This is a genomic window from Streptomyces sp. NPDC045431 (assembly GCF_040646655.1).
Taxonomy (GTDB): domain Bacteria; phylum Actinomycetota; class Actinomycetes; order Streptomycetales; family Streptomycetaceae; genus Streptomyces.
The window spans coordinates 95,853-114,302 of sequence record NZ_JBEZAQ010000019.1 but is presented as its reverse complement, the minus strand read 5'-3'; the positions used below and the strand labels follow the sequence as shown (position 1 = coordinate 114,302).

Annotated in this window: 20 protein-coding genes and 5 tRNA genes; 19 read left to right on the top strand and 6 right to left on the bottom strand. The window is 71.7% G+C overall.

The window, feature by feature from the left end; all coding sequences use genetic code 11:
- Positions 1 to 13 precede the first annotated feature (13 nt).
- The 6 genes from AB0A69_RS28940 (at position 14) to AB0A69_RS28915 (ending at position 1,325) form a co-directional block, all read left to right on the top strand.
- Positions 14 to 742 (top strand): HAD family hydrolase, encoded by a 729-nt coding sequence (locus AB0A69_RS28940; protein WP_361428142.1) that lies wholly within the window; start codon positions 14 to 16, stop codon positions 740 to 742.
- Positions 743 to 833: 91 nt separating this feature from the next.
- Positions 834 to 905 (top strand) — tRNA-Gln (locus AB0A69_RS28935).
- 21 nt (positions 906 to 926) lie between these two features.
- A tRNA-Glu gene (locus tag AB0A69_RS28930) sits at positions 927 to 999 on the top strand.
- Positions 1,000 to 1,062: 63 nt separating this feature from the next.
- Positions 1,063 to 1,138, top strand: a tRNA-Glu gene (locus AB0A69_RS28925).
- An 18-nt stretch (positions 1,139 to 1,156) separates the two neighbouring features.
- A tRNA-Gln gene (locus AB0A69_RS28920) sits at positions 1,157 to 1,228 on the top strand.
- Between the two features lie 24 nt (positions 1,229 to 1,252).
- Positions 1,253 to 1,325, top strand: a tRNA-Glu gene (locus AB0A69_RS28915).
- A 121-nt stretch (positions 1,326 to 1,446) separates the two neighbouring features.
- On the opposite strand, the gene ndgR is transcribed toward AB0A69_RS28915, so the two are convergent.
- Positions 1,447 to 2,163, bottom strand: coding sequence for an IclR family transcriptional regulator NdgR (ndgR, locus tag AB0A69_RS28910; protein ID WP_355356330.1), 717 nt, complete (start codon positions 2,161 to 2,163; stop codon positions 1,447 to 1,449).
- Positions 2,164 to 2,349: 186 nt separating this feature from the next.
- On the opposite strand from ndgR, the gene leuC reads away from it, so the two are divergent.
- The 4 genes from leuC (at position 2,350) to AB0A69_RS28890 (ending at position 5,740) form a co-directional block, all read left to right on the top strand.
- Complete coding sequence (gene leuC / locus AB0A69_RS28905; protein ID WP_361428140.1) at positions 2,350 to 3,774, top strand: 3-isopropylmalate dehydratase large subunit; 1,425 nt, start codon at positions 2,350 to 2,352, stop codon at positions 3,772 to 3,774.
- Positions 3,775 to 3,780: 6 nt separating this feature from the next.
- Entirely contained in the window at positions 3,781 to 4,374 is a 594-nt protein-coding gene (gene leuD, locus AB0A69_RS28900) for a 3-isopropylmalate dehydratase small subunit (RefSeq protein WP_355356326.1), read from the top strand.
- Positions 4,375 to 4,716: 342 nt separating this feature from the next.
- Positions 4,717 to 4,944 carry a hypothetical protein gene (locus AB0A69_RS28895; RefSeq protein WP_361428138.1) on the top strand — a complete coding sequence of 76 codons (228 nt, stop codon included), beginning with the start codon at positions 4,717 to 4,719 and terminating at the stop codon, positions 4,942 to 4,944.
- Positions 4,945 to 5,086: 142 nt separating this feature from the next.
- Positions 5,087 to 5,740: an HU family DNA-binding protein gene (locus tag AB0A69_RS28890; RefSeq protein ID WP_361428136.1), complete on the top strand. Its 654-nt coding sequence runs from the start codon at positions 5,087 to 5,089 to the stop codon at positions 5,738 to 5,740.
- 117 nt (positions 5,741 to 5,857) lie between these two features.
- Here AB0A69_RS28890 and AB0A69_RS28885 read toward each other — a convergent pair whose 3' ends face one another.
- Positions 5,858 to 6,061, bottom strand: coding sequence for a hypothetical protein (locus tag AB0A69_RS28885; protein WP_361428134.1), 204 nt, complete (start codon positions 6,059 to 6,061; stop codon positions 5,858 to 5,860).
- A 10-nt stretch (positions 6,062 to 6,071) separates the two neighbouring features.
- A complete protein-coding gene (gene cofC / locus AB0A69_RS28880) occupies positions 6,072 to 6,782 on the bottom strand; it encodes a 2-phospho-L-lactate guanylyltransferase (protein ID WP_361428132.1) in 711 nt (236 codons plus the stop codon).
- Between the two features lie 123 nt (positions 6,783 to 6,905).
- Between cofC and AB0A69_RS28875 the strand changes: the two genes are divergently transcribed.
- The 3 genes from AB0A69_RS28875 (at position 6,906) to AB0A69_RS28865 (ending at position 9,957) form a co-directional block, all read left to right on the top strand.
- Entirely contained in the window at positions 6,906 to 7,658 is a 753-nt protein-coding gene (locus AB0A69_RS28875; RefSeq protein WP_361428130.1) for a lysophospholipid acyltransferase family protein, read from the top strand.
- A complete protein-coding gene (locus AB0A69_RS28870) occupies positions 7,655 to 8,746 on the top strand; it encodes an NAD(P)H-dependent glycerol-3-phosphate dehydrogenase (RefSeq protein WP_361428128.1) in 1,092 nt (363 codons plus the stop codon). The genes AB0A69_RS28875 and AB0A69_RS28870 overlap by 4 nt, the downstream gene beginning before the upstream one ends.
- A gap of 62 nt (positions 8,747 to 8,808) precedes the next feature.
- Positions 8,809 to 9,957 carry a D-alanine--D-alanine ligase family protein gene (locus AB0A69_RS28865; protein WP_361428126.1) on the top strand — a complete coding sequence of 383 codons (1,149 nt, stop codon included), beginning with the start codon at positions 8,809 to 8,811 and terminating at the stop codon, positions 9,955 to 9,957.
- Positions 9,958 to 10,014: 57 nt separating this feature from the next.
- On the opposite strand, the gene AB0A69_RS28860 is transcribed toward AB0A69_RS28865, so the two are convergent.
- Both AB0A69_RS28860 and AB0A69_RS28855 read right to left on the bottom strand, forming a co-directional pair.
- Positions 10,015 to 10,527 (bottom strand): DUF3515 domain-containing protein, encoded by a 513-nt coding sequence (locus tag AB0A69_RS28860; protein ID WP_361428166.1) that lies wholly within the window; start codon positions 10,525 to 10,527, stop codon positions 10,015 to 10,017.
- Positions 10,528 to 10,550: 23 nt separating this feature from the next.
- A complete protein-coding gene (locus AB0A69_RS28855; protein ID WP_360979368.1) occupies positions 10,551 to 10,784 on the bottom strand; it encodes an Lrp/AsnC ligand binding domain-containing protein in 234 nt (77 codons plus the stop codon).
- 227 nt (positions 10,785 to 11,011) lie between these two features.
- On the opposite strand from AB0A69_RS28855, the gene AB0A69_RS28850 reads away from it, so the two are divergent.
- Positions 11,012 to 11,974 carry a thiamine-phosphate kinase gene (locus AB0A69_RS28850; RefSeq protein ID WP_064070329.1) on the top strand — a complete coding sequence of 321 codons (963 nt, stop codon included), beginning with the start codon at positions 11,012 to 11,014 and terminating at the stop codon, positions 11,972 to 11,974.
- On the top strand, positions 11,971 to 12,765 hold the full coding sequence (thiD, locus tag AB0A69_RS28845) for a bifunctional hydroxymethylpyrimidine kinase/phosphomethylpyrimidine kinase (protein WP_361428124.1): 795 nt from the start codon (positions 11,971 to 11,973) through the stop codon (positions 12,763 to 12,765). Before AB0A69_RS28850 ends, thiD begins: the two co-directional genes overlap by 4 nt.
- A gap of 141 nt (positions 12,766 to 12,906) precedes the next feature.
- Here thiD and rpmB read toward each other — a convergent pair whose 3' ends face one another.
- On the bottom strand, positions 12,907 to 13,092 hold the full coding sequence (gene rpmB, locus AB0A69_RS28840) for a 50S ribosomal protein L28 (protein ID WP_064070327.1): 186 nt from the start codon (positions 13,090 to 13,092) through the stop codon (positions 12,907 to 12,909).
- Positions 13,093 to 13,339: 247 nt separating this feature from the next.
- Between rpmB and AB0A69_RS28835 the strand changes: the two genes are divergently transcribed.
- From AB0A69_RS28835 to coaD, 4 genes are all read left to right on the top strand, one after another.
- The gene (locus AB0A69_RS28835; RefSeq protein ID WP_361428122.1) at positions 13,340 to 14,941 is read left to right on the top strand and encodes a DAK2 domain-containing protein; all 1,602 of its coding nucleotides are present in this window, start codon (positions 13,340 to 13,342) and stop codon (positions 14,939 to 14,941) included.
- Positions 14,942 to 15,019: 78 nt separating this feature from the next.
- Positions 15,020 to 17,218, top strand: coding sequence for an ATP-dependent DNA helicase RecG (recG, locus tag AB0A69_RS28830; RefSeq protein WP_361428120.1), 2,199 nt, complete (start codon positions 15,020 to 15,022; stop codon positions 17,216 to 17,218).
- A gap of 69 nt (positions 17,219 to 17,287) precedes the next feature.
- The gene (rsmD, locus tag AB0A69_RS28825; RefSeq protein WP_361428118.1) at positions 17,288 to 17,872 is read left to right on the top strand and encodes a 16S rRNA (guanine(966)-N(2))-methyltransferase RsmD; all 585 of its coding nucleotides are present in this window, start codon (positions 17,288 to 17,290) and stop codon (positions 17,870 to 17,872) included.
- Positions 17,873 to 17,898: 26 nt separating this feature from the next.
- Positions 17,899 to 18,378, top strand: a complete 480-nt coding sequence (coaD, locus tag AB0A69_RS28820) for a pantetheine-phosphate adenylyltransferase (RefSeq protein WP_361428116.1) — start codon at positions 17,899 to 17,901, stop codon at positions 18,376 to 18,378.
- Positions 18,379 to 18,450: the final 72 nt, after the last annotated feature.

Sequence of the window (18,450 nt, the reverse complement as noted above, 5' to 3'; positions counted from 1 at the left end):
ATACGGTTGCACCATGCCGATCCGCGCGGTCCTCTGGGACATCGACGACACGATCTTCGACTACGCCAGCGCCGACCGCGCCGGAATGCTGCACCATCTGAAGGCCGAGGGCCTGGTGGACGGATACGACTCCGTCGACCAGGCCCTCAGCCGTTGGAAGGAGCTCACCACGCACCACTGGCGCCGCTTCGAGGCGGGTGGCGTGGCCTTCGAGGACCAGCGCCGCGACCGGGTGCGCGACTTCGTGGGGCGGCCGCTGAGCGACGCCGAGGCCGACGAGTGGTTCGGGCGGTACCTGCGCCATTACGAGGCCGCCTGGGTCCTCTTCCCGGACACCCTGCCCGTGCTGGACGTCCTGGCGGCCGACTACCGCCACGCCGTCCTGTCGAACTCCAGCATCCACAACCAGGAGCGCAAGCTGCGGGCCCTGGGCGTGCGCGACCGGTTCGAGGCGCTGCTGTGCGCGGCCGAGCTGGGCGTCGCCAAGCCCGAGCCGGAGGCGTTCCACGCCGCCTGCGACGTCATGAACCTGCCGCCCGAGGAGGTGGCGTACGTGGGGGACCAGCCCGACATCGACGCCCGGGGCGCCGTCGAGGCGGGCCTGAAGGGCATATGGCTGGATCGCACGGGGGTCGGCGGGCGGCCCGAGCTGATCAGGATCACCGGCCTCGACCAGCTCCCCGGGGTGCTCCGCCGGCTGCGCGGCGATACCCGTTTTGGAGCCCAGGACACCTTCGGGTAATGTTCTTCCTGCGCCGAGGGGAGCGGGCCGAAAAGCCCGAAACTCCAGAGCGTAACCCGAACAAAACCCTCGCAAGGGGGTTGAGTTTTGGTGGCCTATGGTGTAATTGGCAGCACGACTGATTCTGGTTCAGTTAGTCTTGGTTCGAGTCCAGGTAGGCCAGCTCGCAGAGCTCATCTGCAAAGCCCCCGTTGTGTAGCGGCCTAGCACGCTGCCCTCTCAAGGCAGTAGCGCCGGTTCGAATCCGGTCGGGGGTACAGATCCTTCCCGCGTGATCACCAGGGTCGCACCCGATGATCACGAGACGCAGGATCGCTAGGGCCCCCGTTGTGTAGCGGCCTAGCACGCCGCCCTCTCAAGGCGGTAGCGCCGGTTCGAATCCGGTCGGGGGTACCAACTGGTCTAAACCACCAGTGGCCTATGGTGTAATTGGCAGCACGACTGATTCTGGTTCAGTTAGTCTTGGTTCGAGTCCAGGTAGGCCAGCGGATCGTACAGCGTACAGATCTTGCCCCCGTTGTGTAGCGGCCTAGCACGCCGCCCTCTCAAGGCGGTAGCGCCGGTTCGAATCCGGTCGGGGGTACGCACAGAGGAAGCCCTCCCCAGCAGGGGAGGGCTTCTTCGCGTTCCTGGTGCGGAGGGACAACTCCGCCCCGCCGCTGCGGCGTTGAAGCGGCGGGGTCGAAGAGGGAAGCAGGGCGGGGTCAGCCGGAGCGGCGCAGCGCCTCGGTCAGGCGCGCGGCCGCGTCGATGACCGCCTGGGCGTGCATGCGCCCCGGGTGGCGCGTCAGACGCTCGATCGGGCCCGACACGGACACGGCGGCCACCACGCGGTTCGACGGGCCCCGTACGGGCGCGGAGACCGACGCCACGCCCGGCTCGCGCTCGCCGATCGACTGGGCCCAGCCGCGGCGCCGCACGCCGGACAGGGCCGTCGCCGTGAAGCGGGCGCCCTGGAGGCCGCGGTGCAGCCGCTCCGGCTCCTCCCAGGCCATGAGGATCTGGGCCGAGGAGCCGGCCTTCATGGTGAGCGTGGAGCCGACCGGCACGGTGTCCCGCAGACCGGACAGCCGCTCCGCCGCGGCGACGCAGATGCGCATGTCGCCCTGGCGCCGGTAGAGCTGCGCGCTCTCCCCGGTCACGTCACGCAGATGAGTCAGTACCGGTCCGGCCGTGGCCAGCAGGCGGTCCTCGCCGGCCGCGGCGGCGAGCTCCGCCAGCCGCGGTCCGAGGATGAACCGGCCCTGCATGTCCCTCGCCACCATCCGGTGGTGTTCCAGTGCCACGGCAAGGCGATGTGCCGTGGGTCGTGCGAGCCCGGTCGCCGCGACCAGCCCGGCGAGGGTGGCCGGACCGGACTCCAGGGCGCTCAGAACCAGAGCTGCCTTGTCGAGAACGCCGACGCCGCTAGAGTTGTCCATGCAACGATATTCACGTCTCACTCTGTGAAACGCAAGTTCAATTTTCCAGGGAACTTGCGACCCTGTACTCACGGCCCGCGGACCAACGGGTCCCAAGCCGGCGTCCGGCACGTGGAACGGGGTACGGACGCGGGCCCCACAGATCTCTAGAGGTGCCGGCCCAAGACGCCGGCCGGAGGGAAAGCGATGGGTAGGACTCTCGCGGAGAAGGTCTGGGACGACCACGTCGTCCGGCGCGCCGAAGGCGAGCCCGACCTCCTCTACATCGATCTGCACCTGCTGCACGAGGTGACCAGCCCCCAGGCCTTCGAGGGGCTCCGCCAGGCGGGCCGGCAGGTGCGGCGGCTCGACCTCACCATCGCCACCGAGGACCACAACACGCCGACCCTCGACATCGACAAGCCCATCGCCGACCCGGTCTCCCGGGCGCAGCTGGAGACCCTGCGCAAGAACTGCGCCGAGTTCGGGGTCCGCCTGCACCCGCTGGGCGACGTCGAGCAGGGCGTCGTCCACGTCGTGGGACCGCAGCTGGGCCTGACCCAGCCGGGCACCACCGTGGTCTGCGGGGACTCCCACACCTCCACGCACGGCGCCTTCGGCGCTCTGGCGTTCGGCATCGGCACCTCCCAGGTCGAGCACGTGCTGGCCACCCAGACGCTGCCCATGGCCCGCCCGAAGACCATGGCGATCACCGTGGACGGCGAGCTGCCCGAGGGCGTCACCGCCAAGGACCTGATCCTGGCGATCATCGCCCGGATCGGCACCGGCGGCGGCCAGGGCTACGTCCTGGAGTACCGCGGTTCCGCCATCGAGAAGCTCTCGATGGAGGCCCGGATGACCATCTGCAACATGTCGATCGAGGCCGGCGCCCGCGCGGGCATGATCGCCCCGGACGAGACCACCTTCGCCTACCTGAAGGGCCGCCCGCACGCCCCGCAGGGCGAGGACTGGGACGCGGCGGTCGCGTACTGGAAGACGCTGAAGACGGACGACGACGCCGTCTTCGACGCCGAGGTCGTCATCGACGCCGCCGCGCTGTCCCCGTTCGTCACCTGGGGTACCAACCCCGGCCAGGGCGCGCCGCTTTCGGCGAACGTCCCCGACCCCGCTTCGTACGAAGACGCTTCGGAGCGGCTGGCGGCGGAGAAGGCCCTGGAGTACATGGGGCTGACCGCCGGGCAGGCGCTGCGCGACATCAAGGTCGACACCGTCTTCGTGGGCTCCTGCACCAACGGCCGCATCGAGGACCTGCGCGCCGCTGCGGGCATCCTGGACGGCCGCAAAGTCGCCGACGGCGTACGGATGCTGGTCGTCCCCGGCTCGGTCCGGGTGGCCCTGCAGGCCGTCGAGGAGGGCCTGGACAAGGTCTTCAAGGAGGCCGGCGCCGAATGGCGGCACGCGGGCTGCTCCATGTGCCTGGGCATGAACCCCGACCAACTGGCGCCCGGTGAGCGTTCCGCGTCCACCTCCAACCGCAACTTCGAGGGCAGGCAGGGCAAGGGTGGCCGCACCCACCTGGTGTCGCCGCAGGTCGCCGCCGCCACCGCGGTGCTCGGCCATCTGGCCTCGCCCGCCGACCTGTCCGAAGCCCCCGCGACCGCCGGAGTCTGAGCAACCATGGAAGCCTTCACCACCCACACCGGCCGGGCCGTTCCGCTGCGCCGCAGCAACGTCGACACCGACCAGATCATCCCGGCGCACTGGCTGAAGAAGATCACCCGCGACGGGTTCGAGGACGGGCTGTTCGAGGCCTGGCGCAAGGACCCCGAGTTCGTCCTCAACCGCCCCGAGCGGCAGGGTGCCACCGTCCTGGTGGCCGGTCCGGACTTCGGCACGGGCTCCTCGCGCGAGCACGCCGTCTGGGCGCTGCAGAACTACGGCTTCAAGACCGTCATCTCGTCCCGCTTCGCGGACATCTTCCGCGGCAACTCGCTGAAGAACGGCCTGCTCACGGTCGTCCTCGACCAGAAGGTCGTGGACGCGCTGTGGGAGCTCACCGAGGCCGACCCGCAGGCCGAGATCACCGTGGACCTCCAGGACCGACAGGTGCGCGCCGAGGGCATCGTCGCCGACTTCGAGCTCGACGAGAACGCCCGCTGGCGGCTGCTGAACGGCCTGGACGACATCAGCATCACGCTGCGGGAAGAGGCCGACATCGCGGCGTACGAGGCGAAGCGCCCCGCCTACAAGCCGCGGACCCTCCCGGTCTGACCCACCACGCCCCTTCCGGTGCCCCCGGCCGATCGACGGCCGGGGGCACCGGTGTGTGCGCCCTCCGGCAGCTTCTTCAGGTTGGCGTGAAAGTGACCTTGCCGGGCAGTGGAATGACGTGCGCGGGGCCATCCGGCTGACACCTCCCGCGTGTGTCGCGGCTTCTCCGGCGCCGCCTTCCCGGCGCGGCGCGGTGCACCCCAACTCCCCCCGTACAAAGGGGGTTTGACGTCCGGCCCGGGGGTACCCGAATGCCGTCCGGGCAAGTGGTGAAAGGCCGTTGGGGCGTGACAGTTACCCCCTACGGAGGCGACAACTCGCCCCAGATGGCACAATCGGTGCATGGAACGCGACAGCCAACTCCAGCTCTACGAGGCGGTCGCAGCCCGACTGAAAGAAGCGCACACCCGCGTGCGCGCACTGCAAGTCCCGGAGGGCGTAAGGATGGCGCTGTCCCGGAAGCTGTTGGCCATCACGGCGGCGGCGAAGCACGATCTCGCAGGCGCCGCACAGCGCCTGGACCGGTTGATGAAGGACCTCGACGAGGGCCGATTCCCTGAAGGTGACTAACACTCCGAACTCCGCAGCCGCCTACTTCGTTGCGGCACTAGGGTGATTAGCCCGTTTCGTGTTTGATTTGCGGTATATATCTGCCTAACGTGCGAAAAAGCTTGAACACTTTCGTTCCGGCAATGTCTCCGAAGGGGAAGACGTGAACAAGGCGCAGCTCGTAGAAGCGATTGCCGACAAGATGGGCGGTCGCCAGCAGGCCGCCGATGCCGTCGACGCGGTGCTCGACGCGATCGTGCGTGCCGTGGTCGCCGGTGACCGTGTCTCGGTCACCGGCTTCGGCTCGTTCGAGAAGGTGGACCGTCCGGCCCGCTACGCCCGCAACCCGCAGACCGGTGAGCGCGTACGGGTCAAGAAGACCTCGGTTCCGCGCTTCCGCGCAGGTCAGGGCTTCAAGGACCTGGTGAGCGGCTCCAAGAAGCTGCCCAAGGGCGGCGAGGTGGCGGTCAAGAAGGCGCCCAAGGGCAGCCTTTCCGGCGCGCCGCCCACCATCGCCAAGGCCGTGGGCAAGAAGGCCGCCGCCAAGAAGACCACCGCCGCGGCGAAGAAGACGGCGGCCGCCAAGAAGGCGACCCCGGCGAAGAAGACCACGGCCGCCGCCGCGAAGAAGACCACCGCGAAGAAGGCCCCCGCCAAGAAGACCACCACGGCGGCGGCCAAGAAGGCGACCCCGGCGAAGACCACCGCCGCCAAGAAGACCGCGCCGGCGAAGAAGGCCACCGCGAAGAAGGCCCCCGCCAAGAAGACGACGGCCCGCAAGACCACCGCCAAGAAGACCATCGCCGCGCGCAAGTAAGCGCCGCAGGCCCACCGGGCCCCTCACGCGCCGGGCCGGGCTCCCAGAAGGGGAGCCCGGCCCGCGGTGCGTCGTCGAAGGCCCGGTCGGTCGGGCCCGGATGCCAGGTCCGGTCGGTCAGAACGTCTGCAGCGTGATGAGCGTGATGCGGAGGGAGTCGCCCTCGCCCTCCGTCTCGATCCGCACCCGCTGCCCCGGACGCAGCAGCCGCAGACCGCCGGCGTCGAAGGCCGGGGCGGCGAAGGGCACCGGCGTACCGTCGTCGAGGAGGACGCTGCCGCTGCGGGATTCGGGGTCGTACGTGTACGCGGTGGCCTGCATGGACCGCAGCCTATCCGCCCGTCCGCACGACGCGGGCCGGAGGTTCGGTCACGGGCCAGCGTTCGGCGGTACGCGGGCCCACGCCGAGCTCCAGGGCGGCCCGCAGATCCGCGCCGGTGTCCACGTCCCGGCGTACGGACACCACGCCGGCCGGCGGAATTTCCACCGCGCCCGACGACAAATGGCGGAGCCTGGACGCGCCGCCGAAAGCCGGGCGCAATTCCATTCCGGGTGCGGCCGCCAGCAATGTCGTACCGATTTCGGCGGCATCCGACAGAAATGCCCGCGGGAATTGCCCCGCCATTCCCAGGACCCGGCCCAGCTCGGCCGGGCGCAGCGCCGGCAGATCCGCGTTGAGGGCCGCGACCGGAGCACCGGGGTGCCGCGCGCGGGCCACGTCCGCCCCGTACGCCAGCGCGGCGTTCAGGCCTGCGGCCGGGGCGTCCGGCACCACGGCGGCCCCCAGTGCGCTCAGCGCCTCCGCCGCCAGCGGGTCGTCCGTGACGACCACCACATCCCGCACCGCCGGACAGGACAGCGCCGCGGCCACCGTGTCCTGCGCGAACGCCAGCGCGAGCCGGGGCCTGAGCAGGGGGCCGACGGCGTCGGCGAGCCTGCTCTTGGCCAACGGCAGGGGTTTGAGGGGTACGACCAGGGACCAGGGGCCGGTCGGACCGGCCGGTCCGGTGGTGTTCGCGGGGAGCTCTCCGTCCTTGCGCATCGCGCCCATTGTCCACAGCCCGGACGGGCGCTGTCCGAGGCGGGGCGTACGGTGTTCTCGACAGACCAGGGGCCTGGGGCGACACTTGACCCCCGGCAAAGCAGCCCAGAGGAAGGTGTCCGAGTGTCCCGCCGCAGAATCGGCTTCTGGTACCGCCTGGCGGCGGTCATCGCAAAACCACCACTGGTGGTTCTGTTCAAGCGGGACTGGCGGGGAATGGAGCACATTCCGGCCGAGGGCGGATTCATCACCGCGGTCAACCACAACTCCTATCTGGACCCGCTGTCGTACGCCCACTACCAGTACAACACCGGACGGGTCCCGCGTTTCCTGGCGAAAGCCGGGCTCTTCAAGGGCTCCTTCGTCGGCATGATGCTGACCAACACCGGACAGATCCCCGTCTACCGCGAGACGACCAACGCCCTGGACGCCTTCCGCGCCGCCGTCGCCGCCATCGAGCGCGGCGAGTGCGTCGCCTTCTACCCCGAGGGCACCCTGACCCGCGACCCCGACATGTGGCCGATGGCCGGCAAGACCGGCGCCGCGCGCGTCGCCCTGCTGACCAAGGTGCCCGTCATCCCGGTCGCCCAGTGGGGCGCCAACTTGGCGATGCCGCCGTACGCCAAGGAGAAGAAGCTCCGCCTCTTCCCGCGCAAGACCCTGATCGTGCAGGCCGGGCCGCCCGTCGACCTCGACCGGTTCTACGACAAGGAACCCACTCCCGAGGTGCTGCGCGAGGCGACCGAGGCCATCATGGCGGCGATCACCTCCCTGCTGGAGGAGGTCCGCGGGGAGAAGGCCCCCGACCAGCCGTACGACCACCGCAAGGCCCGCCTGGAACAGCGGCGCAGGGCCGCAGGGGAGGAAGCGAAGTGACACACCCCGACTCGGCGGGCCCGGCCCCGCGGCAGGCACCCGCCGGTGCGCCGGAGAAGGCGCCCGCCAAGGAGTCCGCCAAGGCGCCCGTCAAGGCGGCCGTCTTCGGAACCGGCTCCTGGGGCACGGCTTTCGGCATGGTCCTCGCCGACGCCGGCTGCGAGGTGACCCTGTGGGGCCGCCGCCGGGAGATCGCCGACGCGATCAACACCACCCGCACCAACCCGGACTACTTCCCGGGCGCCCGGCTCCCCGACTCCGTACGCGCCACCACCGACCCCGCCGAAGCGGCGCACGGCGCCGACTTCACGGTCCTCGCCATCCCCTCCCAGACCCTCCGCGGCAACCTCGCCGACTGGGCACCCAAGCTGGCCCCCGGCACGGTCCTCGTCTCCCTGATGAAGGGCATCGAACTGGGCACCGCCAAGCGGATGAGCGAGGTCATCGAAGAGGTCGCCGACGTCTCCCCGGACCGGATCGCCGTCGTCACCGGCCCCAACCTCGCCAAGGAGATCGTCGCCCGCATGCCGGCCGCCGCCGTGGTCGCCTGCCGCGACGAAGAGGTCGCCCGCCGGCTCCAGGCCGCCTGCCACACCCCGTACTACCGCCCGTACACCAACACCGACGTGGTCGGCTGCGAGCTCGCCGGCGCCGTGAAGAACGTCATCGGGCTGGCCGTCGGCATCGCCGACGGCATGGGCCTCGGTGACAACGCCAAGGGCTCCCTCATCACCCGGGGCCTCGCCGAGACCACCCGGCTCGGCATGGCCATGGGCGCCGACCCGCTCACCTTCTCCGGCCTCGCCGGCCTCGGCGACCTCGTCGCCACCTGCTCCTCCTCCCTCTCCCGGAACCACACCTTCGGCTTCAACCTCGGCAAGGGCATGACCCTGGAGGAGACCATCGCGGTCACCAGGCAGACCGCCGAAGGCGTCAAGTCCTGTGAGTCGGTGCTGGATCTGGCCCGGCGCCACGGCGTCGACATGCCCATCACCGAGACCGTCGTCGGCATCGTCCACGAGGGCAAGCCGCCGATCGTCGCCCTCAAGGAGCTGATGGCGCGCGCCGCCAAGCCCGAGCGGCGCTGACCCGAACAGACGGCCACTCGGTCGCTGACGCGGGGGGAGGGAGCAGGTACGCTCATCGCGATATGAGCAGCGAGAACCTCCCCACCAGCCCCGGGCGCAAGCCGCGCGTGGCCGTCGTCTTCGGCGGCCGCAGCTCCGAGCACGCCATCTCCGTCGTCACCGCCGGCGCCATCCTGCGCGCCATCGACCGGAGCAAGTACGACGTGCTGCCCATCGGCATCACCACGGACGGCCGCTGGGCGCTGACCGCCGACGAGCCGGAGCGGATGGCCATCGCCGACCGCGCGCTGCCGAGCGTCGCCGACCTCACCGAGTCGGCCGAGGGCACGGTCGTCCTCCCGGTCGACCCCGGCAGCCGCGAGGTCGTCTACAGCGAGCCGGGCGCCGTGCCCAAGGCGCTCGGCGACGTCGACGTGGTCTTCCCGATGCTCCACGGCCCGTACGGCGAGGACGGCACGCTCCAGGGCATGCTGGAGCTCTCCGGGGTGCCGTACGTCGGCGCCGGCGTGCTCGCCTCGGCCGTCGGCCAGGACAAGGAGTACATGAAGCGGGTGTTCCAGTCGTACGGGCTGCCCGTCGGCCCGTACGAGGTCATCCGCCCCCGCGAGTGGGCGCAGGACCCCTCCGCCGCCCGCGACAGGATCCTCCGCTTCGCCGACGAGCACGGCTGGCCGCTGTTCGTGAAGCCCGCCCGGGCCGGCTCCTCCTTCGGCATCACCAAGGTCGACGACCCCTCCCGCCTCGACGAGGCCATCGAGGAGGCGCGGCGCCACGACCCCAAGATCCTCGTGGAGGCGCTGCTCACCGGCCGCGAGATCGAGTGCGGCGTGCTGGAGTTCGAGGACGGCCCGCGCGCCAGCGCGCCCGCCTGGATCCCGCCGGTCACCGACCACGAGTTCTACGACTTCGAGGCCAAGTACATCGACTCGGCCTCCGGCGTGGTGCCCGCCCCGATCACCCCGGAGCAGACCGCCGAGGTGCAGCGGCTCGCGATCGCCGCGTTCGAGGCGGTCTCCTGCGAGGGCCTGGTCCGCGCGGACTTCTTCCTCACCGACGACGGCGAGTTCGTCATCAACGAGATCAACACGATGCCCGGCTTCACGCCGATCTCGATGTACCCGCGCATGTGGGAGGCGAGCGGCGTGGGCTACCAGGAGCTGATCGACCGGCTGATCCAGGCCGCGCTGAACCGCTCGACCGGCCTGCGCTGACCGTTCCGCGTGAGCGGGCCGCGCTGACCGGCCGGGGGCGGGAACCCGCCGGGCGCCTCACAGGCTCGGCGGGACGGCCTTCTTCACGGGCTCGGCGAAAGCCGCCAGCGGGCCGGCGTCGTGCACGTACCGCTCGTCCAGCGACACCTCCACGTACGCCTTGCGGTACGTGGAGGTGAAGCGCGGCCCGGTGCCCTCGCGCGACTCCAGCAGCCAGTTCACGCCGTTCGCCTCGATCCCCTGTGCCTTGGGGTCGCTCATCCTGGCGGGCCGCGGGACGCCGCAGCGCAGTACGATCGCCCCGTCCCCCCATCCGGCGGTCAGCTCCGAATCCGGCTCCGGATCACTCCGGTCGAGTCCGGCGACGGTCGCGGGCAGCTCCTTGTCCAGCGCCCGGCAGACGGCCGCCTCCTCCGCCGACGGGCGGGGAACCGCGACCGACGGCCCGGCGTCGTCGCCGAAGGCGGAACAGCCCGCGGAGGCCAGCAGGACGGCGGCGGCTGCGGCGGCCGCCAGGGCGCCGCGGGCGGCGGTGGCGGACGGGGAGGGCGAGGACCGGTGTCGAGACATCACCGGCCAAGGGTAGACGGGGGCTAGAGATGCACGACCGGACAGGTCAGAGTGCGGGTGATGCCCTCGACTTGCTGGACCTTCGCGACGACCATGCGGCCGAGCTCGTCGACCGTGTCGGCCTGGGCGCGCACGATCACGTCGTACGGGCCCGTCACGTCCTCGGCCTGGATCACCCCCGGGATCTTGGAGATGGTCTCGGCGACCGTCGACGCCTTGCCCACCTCGGTCTGAATAAGGATGTACGCCTGAACCACGGAACCTCCAGGGCGGCCACGAGGATCTTGTGGAAAGAGAAAGGGACGCCACGGTACCGCGTCGCCGCGGGCCGCGGGGAGACCTGCGCGGCCGGTGGCGTGCACGGTCGGCGTACAGGCACGGAACAGTTGACGGTCTACTTGACCTACGTGACGGTACCGAGAGCGACGACGGGCCGCGACCCGTCGCACGGTGCGTCCACGACGACATGGAGAGGTGAACCTCGGTGAAGGGCACTGTCGGAGAGCTCGGCGAGTTCGGGCTCATCAGGGAGCTCACCTCCCGGCTCACCTCCACCCCGGCGGTACGGATCGGGCCGGGCGACGACGCCGCGGTCGTGGCCGCGCCCGACCGGCGCGTGGTGGCCAGCACGGACATCCTGCTGGAGGGACGGCACTTCCGCCGCGACTGGTCCACCGCCTACGACGTCGGCCGCAAGGCCGCCGCGCAGAACCTGGCGGACATCGCCGCCATGGGCGCCGTACCGACCGCGCTGCTGCTCGGCCTGGTCGTGCCCGCCGAACTCCCGGTGACCTGGCCCACCGAGCTCATGGACGGCCTGCGCGACGAGTGCCAGGTCGCGGGCGCGGCGGTGGTCGGCGGCGACGTCGTGCGCGGCGACACCATCACCGTCTCCATCACCGCCCTCGGCGACCTGCGCAACCACGAGCCGGTCACCCGCGGCGGCGCGCAGCCCGGCGACGTGGTCGCGTACACCGGCTGGCTCGGCTGGTCGGCGGCCGGTTACGCGGTCCTCTCGCGCGGCTTCCGTTCGCCGCGCGCCTTCGTCGAGGCGCACCGGCGGCCCGAACCGCCCTACCACGCGGGCCCCGCGGCGGCCGGGCTCGGCGCCACCGCCATGTGCGACGTCAGCGACGGTCTGATCGCCGACCTCGGTCACATCGCCGAGGCCAGCAAGGTCCGCATCGACCTGCGCTCCGGGCTCATCGACATCCCGACCCAGATGAACGACATCGGGCAGGCCGTCGGCGTCGACCCCATGCAGTGGGTCCTCACCGGAGGCGAGGACCACGCCATCGTCGCCACCTTCCCGCCGGACGTGAAGCTGCCCGCGCGCTGGAAGGTGATCGGCGAGGTGCTCAACCCGTCCGCCCTGCCCCAGGTGACCGTCGACGGCGCCCCCTGGCACACCCAGGGCGGCTGGGACCACTTCGGGGAGGGCGAGTGACCCGCCGCGCGCTCCCGAACGTCCTGACCGTCGCCGGCTCCGACTCCGGCGGCGGCGCCGGCATCCAGGCCGACCTGAAGACCATGCTGGCGCTCGGCGTCCACGGCATGAGCGTGATCACCGCCGTCACCGCGCAGAACTCCCTGGGCGTGCAGGGCGCCTGGGAACTGCCCGTGGAGGCGGTCCGCGCCCAGTACCGCAGCGTCGTGGACGACATCGGCGTCCAGGCCGTGAAGACCGGCATGCTGGCGTCCGCGCCCCTGGTGGAGGCGGTGGCGGAACTGCTGGCCGGGACGGACGCGCCCGTGGTGGTCGACCCGGTGGGGGTCTCCAAGCACGGGGACTCCCTGCTGGCGGCCTCCGCGCTCGATTCCGTACGGACGAGGCTGCTGCCCGTCGCGACGGTGGCGACGCCGAACCTGGACGAGGTCGCCCAGCTCACCGGCGTGACCGTGGAGGGCGAGGACGACCTGCGGCGGGCCGCCGCGGCGGTGCTGGAGTACGGGCCGCGCTGGGCGCTGATCAAGGGCGGTCACCTCGCCGGTGACGCCGTGGACCTGCTCACGGACGGCTCCGAGGAGCACTGGCTGCGCGCGCCCCGGCACGACAACCGGCACACCCACGGCACGGGCTGCACGCTCGCCTCGGCGGTGGCGGCGGGCCTGGGCAAGGGCCTCGCGGTGCCGGAGGCCGTACGGGCCGCGAAGGAGTACGTGACCGGGGCCATCGCGGCCGGGTTCGCGCTGGGCGGCGGCATCGGCCCGGTCGACCACGGGTGGCGCCTGCGCTGACGTCCCGCGGGTCCGGCAGCGGGACGGCAGCGGGTACGGCAGCGGGTACGGCAGCGGGTACGGCAAAAAGCCGGTCCACCGAGGTGGACCGGCTTTTCAAGGCAACCGCAGAGGCTGCGCTACGACGACACGTCGCCGGTATTAGCGCGAGACCTTGCCGGCCTTGATGCACGAGGTGCAGGCGTTGAGCCGCTTCGGCGTCCCACTGACCACGGCACGCACGCGCTGGATGTTCGGGTTCCAGCGACGGGACGTACGGCGGTGCGAGTGCGAGATGTTGTTGCCGAAGCCCGGCCCCTTGCCGCAGACGTCGCAGTTGGCAGCCACGGGTCACTCCAAAGACTTCAGATGCACTTACAGTGAAATCCGGCGAGCCGGAATCAGATCTGGTGACTGAAGTGGCGTTGCCGGGGGTACGGCCCGATTTTCATCGGGCAACCGGAGCAGCATACAACGGCCGCTTCGGTACAACGAAACTACCACGGCCCGCCCGGCCCCCGCGTGGGGCCCGGGTGCCGGGCGGGGTCTACCCTGCGGTGCAGCCCCAGGCCCTTAGCCAAGGAGGACCGCCCCGGTGCCGCAGACTCTCGACTCCACCGTGGTGCGTACCTGGTGCTCACTCGCGCTGCAGGCGCTGGGCCGGGAGCGCGAGGAGATCGACGCGATCAACGTCTATCCGGTCGCCGACGGGGACACCGGCACCAACCTCTACCTCACCGTCGAATCCGCCTCCCAGGCGGTGGACGCCGTCTTCACCGCCATCGCCGCGCCCGACTTCGCCGACGCCGTACGGGCCATGGCGCACGGCGCGCTGATCGGGGCGCGGGGCAATTCCGGGACGATCCTGGCGCAGCTGCTGCGCGGCATGAGCGAGGTGCTGGCCGAGGGCCGTGACGGGGATCACCTGGCACGGGCGCTGCGCCTGGCGGCCGCCTCCGCGCGGCAGGCCGTGGCCCACCCGGTCGAGGGCACCATCCTGAGCGTGGCCTCCGCGGCGGCGGACTCGACCGTTCCGGACGGCGCGGACGTGGTGGCGGTGGCGCGCGCCGCGTACGAGGGGGCGCGTACGGCGCTGGAGCGCACACCCGCGCAACTCGCCGTGCTGGAGCGCGCCGGAGTCGTGGACGCGGGCGGGCGCGGGCTGGTCACGGTGCTGGGAGCGCTGGTCGAGGCGGTCTCGGGGCAGCCGGTGCGGGAACGGCCGCCGACGCGGCCGGTACGGGCGCCGAGGGCGGCCGTGGCCGCATCCGAGGAGCCCTGCGCCGACGGTGGGCCCGCCTTCGAGGTCATCTACCTCCTGGAGGCCGACGACACGGCCGTGGCACGGCTGCGCGACCGGCTGGACGCGCTCGGCGACTCCCTCGTCGTCGTCGGCGGAGACGGCCTGTGGAACGTCCACGTCCACGTCGACGACGCGGGCGCGGCCGTGGAGGCCGGCGTCGAGGCGGGACGCCCGTACCGGATCCGGATCACCCACTTCGGTACGCCCGGCACGGAGGCGCCCCAGGAGCGCGCGGGGCGCGCCGTCGTCGCCGTGCTGCCCGGCGAGGGCCTCGCGGCGCTCTGCGCCGAGGCGGGCGCCACGACCGTACTGGCCCGGCCAGGCGAACCGCCCGCCAGCGGGGAGCTCCTCGACGCCATCCGCCGGGCCCACGCGCGCGAAGTGGTCCTCCTGCCGAACGACGCCGAGCTCCGGCACACCGCCGCGGCCGCCGCCGAACAGGCCCGCGCGCAGGGCATCCGGGTCGCGCTCGTCCCGACCCGCGCCGCCGTCCAGGGCATCGCCGCCCTCGCCGTCCACGAACCGGACCGCCGCTTCGACGAGGACGTGGTCGCGATGACCGCCGCCGCGGGCGCCACCCGCTACGGCGAACTGGCCGTCGCCGAGCACCGCTCCTTCACCTCGGCGGGCGTCTGCCAGGCCGGTGACGTCCTCGGCCTCATCGACGGCGACGTGGCGGTCATCGGCCACGACGTGGCCGCCACGGCCGAGACGGTCCTGGACCGGATGCTCTCGGGGGGCGGCGAACTGGTCACCCTGGTCGTCGCCGAGGACGCCCCGGACTCCCTCGCCCGCCGCCTGGAGACCCACGTCCGCGAAACGCACCTGGCGGTCGACACGGTCACCTACTCCGGCGGCCCGCAGGCCCCGCTGCTGCTGATCGGCGTCGAATAGCGCGCGCACAGCGCCCGGACCGCGCCGAACAGCGCGTCCGTCCACAGGTGTGCCCGGCTGTCAGTGCCGTGGTGTGCAATGGGAGACGTGTCAGCCCTCGACGAACCACTGAAGAAGCAGCTCGGCGCCGCCACCGCCAAGGTGATGGCCGAGCACCTCGACCTGCACACCGTCGGCGACCTGCTGCACCACTACCCGCGGCGGTACGCCGAGCGCGGCGAGCTCACCACCCTCGCCGACCTGCCGCTGGACGAGCACGTCACCGTGGTGGCCCGCGTGGCCGACGCGCGCCTGCTGACCTTCAACGGCGCCAAGGGGCGCGGCCAGCGGCTCGAAGTCACCATCACCGACGGCAGCGGCCGCCTCCAGCTGGTCTTCTTCGGCAAGGGCGTCCACAAGCCCCACAAGGACCTGCTGCCGGGCACCCGCGCGATGTTCGCCGGCAAGGTCTCCGTCTTCAACCGCAAGACGCAGCTCGCCCACCCCGCGTACGAACTGCTGCGCGGCGAGGAGGGCGAGAGCGCCGTGGACAGCTGGGCGGGGGCGCTCATCCCGCTCTACCCCGCCACCACCAAGCTGGAGTCCTGGAAGATCGCCAAGGCGGTCGACGCCGTCCTGCCCAGCGCGGCGGAGGCCCTCGACCCGCTGCCGCCCCGGCTGCGCGAGGGCCGCGGGCTCACCGCCCTGCCGGACGCCCTGCGCAAGATCCACCGGCCGCGCACCAAGGCGGACGTCGCCGAGGCCCGCGACCGCCTCAAGTGGGACGAGGCGTTCGTCCTGCAGGTCGCCCTCGCCCGCCGCCGGTACGCCGACACCCAACTGCCCGCCGTCGCCCGCAAGCCCGCGCCCGGCGGGCTGCTGGACGCCTTCGACGCCAGGCTGCCGTTCACGCTCACCGAGGGCCAGGAGAAGGTCTCCCGCGAGATCTTCGACGACCTGGCCACCGAACACCCCATGCACCGCCTCCTCCAGGGCGAGGTCGGCTCGGGCAAGACGATGGTCGCCCTGCGCGCCATGCTCGCCGTCGTCGACGCGGGCGGCCAGGCGGCCATGCTGGCCCCCACCGAGGTCCTCGCCCAGCAGCACCACCGCTCCATCACGGAGATGATGGGCGACCTCGCGGAAGCGGGGATGCTGGGCGGCTCCGACCAGGGCACCAAGGTCGTGCTGCTCACCGGCTCCATGGGCGCCGCGGCCCGCCGCCAGGCGCTGCTGGACCTGGTCACCGGCGAGGCCGGCATCGTCATCGGCACCCATGCCCTGATCGAGGACAAGGTCCAGTTCCACGACCTGGGCCTGGTCGTCGTCGACGAGCAGCACCGCTTCGGCGTCGAACAGCGCGACGCCCTGCGGGGCAAGGGCAAGCAGCCCCCGCACCTGCTGGTCATGACCGCCACGCCCATTCCCCGTACGGTCGCGATGACCGTGTTCGGCGACCTGGAGACCTCCGTCCTCGACCAGCTCCCGGCCGGCCGTTCCCCGATCGCCAGCCACGTCGTCCCGGCGGCCGACAAGCCGCACTTCCTGGCCCGCGCCTGGGAGCGGGTCCGCGAGGAGGTGGAGAACGGCCACCAGGCGTACGTCGTCTGCCCCCGGATCGGCGACTCCGACGACGAGGCGGCCCAGCCCAAGAGGAAGTCCCCCGAGGACGACGCGGAGAAGCGGCCCCCGCTCGCCGTCCTGGAGGTCGCCGACCAGCTCGCCAAGGGCCCGCTCGCCGGACTGCGCGTCGAGGTGCTGCACGGCAGGATGGCCCCCGACGACAAGGACGCCGTCATGCGCCGCTTCGCCGCGGGCGAGGCCGACGTCCTGGTCGCCACCACCGTCATCGAGGTCGGCGTCAACGTCCCCAACGCCACCGCCATGGTCATCATGGACGCCGACCGCTTCGGCGTCTCCCAGCTCCACCAGCTGCGCGGCCGCGTCGGCCGCGGCTCCGCCCCCGGTCTGTGCCTCCTCGTCACCGACATGCCGGAGGCCAGCCCCGCGCGGCAGCGCCTCGCCGCCGTCGCCTCCACCCTCGACGGCTTCGAGCTCTCCCGCATCGACCTCGAACAGCGCCGCGAGGGCGACGTTCTCGGCCAGGCCCAGTCCGGCGCTCGCTCCAGCCTGCGCATGCTCGCCGTCATCGAGGACGAGGAGATCATCGCCGCCGCCCGCGAGGAGGCCGCCGCGGTCGTCGCCGCCGACCCGGACCTGGAGCACCTGCCCGAGCTGCGCACGGCGCTCGACGCGCTGGTCGACAAGGAGCGGGAGGAGTTCCTGGAGAAGGGCTGACCCGTGCACATGCGGCCCGAGCCCATATCGTGGAGACACAGACCACCAGGGACGACGACAAGGACCGAGATGACCCGCGTGATCGCCGGCGTCGCCGGCGGACGCCGCCTGGCGGTGCCCCCGGGCCAGGGCACCCGCCCCACCTCCGACCGGGCGCGCGAGGGCCTCTTCTCCACCTGGGAGGCGCTCCTCGGCACGCTCGACGGCATCCGGGTCGCCGACCTGTACGCCGGCTCCGGCGCCGTCGGCCTGGAGGCGCTCTCACGCGGCGCGGCCCACGCCCTGCTCGTCGAGGCCGACGCCCGGGCCGCCCGCACCCTCCGGGAGAACGTCCGCGGTCTGGGCCTGCCCGGCGCCGAGGTCCGCCACGGCAAAGCCGAACAGATCGTGACGGGACCGGCGCCGACGACGCCGTACGACGTCGTCTTCCTCGACCCGCCCTACGCCGTCGCCGACGGCGATCTTGGGGAGATACTCCTCACACTCCGCGCGCAGGGCTGGCTCGCGGACGATGCGCTCGTCACCGTGGAGCGCAGCACCAGAGGCGGGGAATTCCCCTGGCCGGACGGTTTCGAGCCGTTGCGGTCCCGTCGCTACGGCGAGGGAACGTTTTGGTACGGTCGCGCCGCCTCTCCGTGCGAAGACGCACGATGACCGGACCTGGGAGCGAGGGACTTCAGTTGCGCCGCGCAGTCTGTCCGGGGTCGTTCGACCCCATCACCAACGGACACCTCGACATCATCGCCCGCGCCTCCAAGCTGTACGACGTCGTGCACGTCGCGGTGATGATCAACCAGTCCAAGAAGGGCCTGTTCACCGTCGAGGAGCGGATGGACCTCATCCGCCAGGTGACGAGCGACTACGGGAACGTCAAGGTCGAGTCCCACCACGGCCTGCTCGTCGACTTCTGCAAGGAACGCGACATCCCCGCGATCGTCAAGGGCCTGCGTGCGGTCAGCGACTTCGACTACGAGCTCCAGATGGCCCAGATGAACAACGGCCTCTCGGGCGTCGAGACCCTCTTCGTGCCGACCAACCCGACCTACAGCTTCCTCTCCTCCTCCCTGGTCAAGGAGGTCGCCGCCTGGGGCGGCGACGTCTCGCACCTGCTGCCCCCGGTGGTCCACGAGGCCCTCGTGCGGCGCCTGCGCGGGCAGTGAGCGACTGACGTCCCGTCACCCGCTGTCGGGGCCGCGCCCTCTGGCCGTACAGTCGACCCGTCCGTCTCCAAC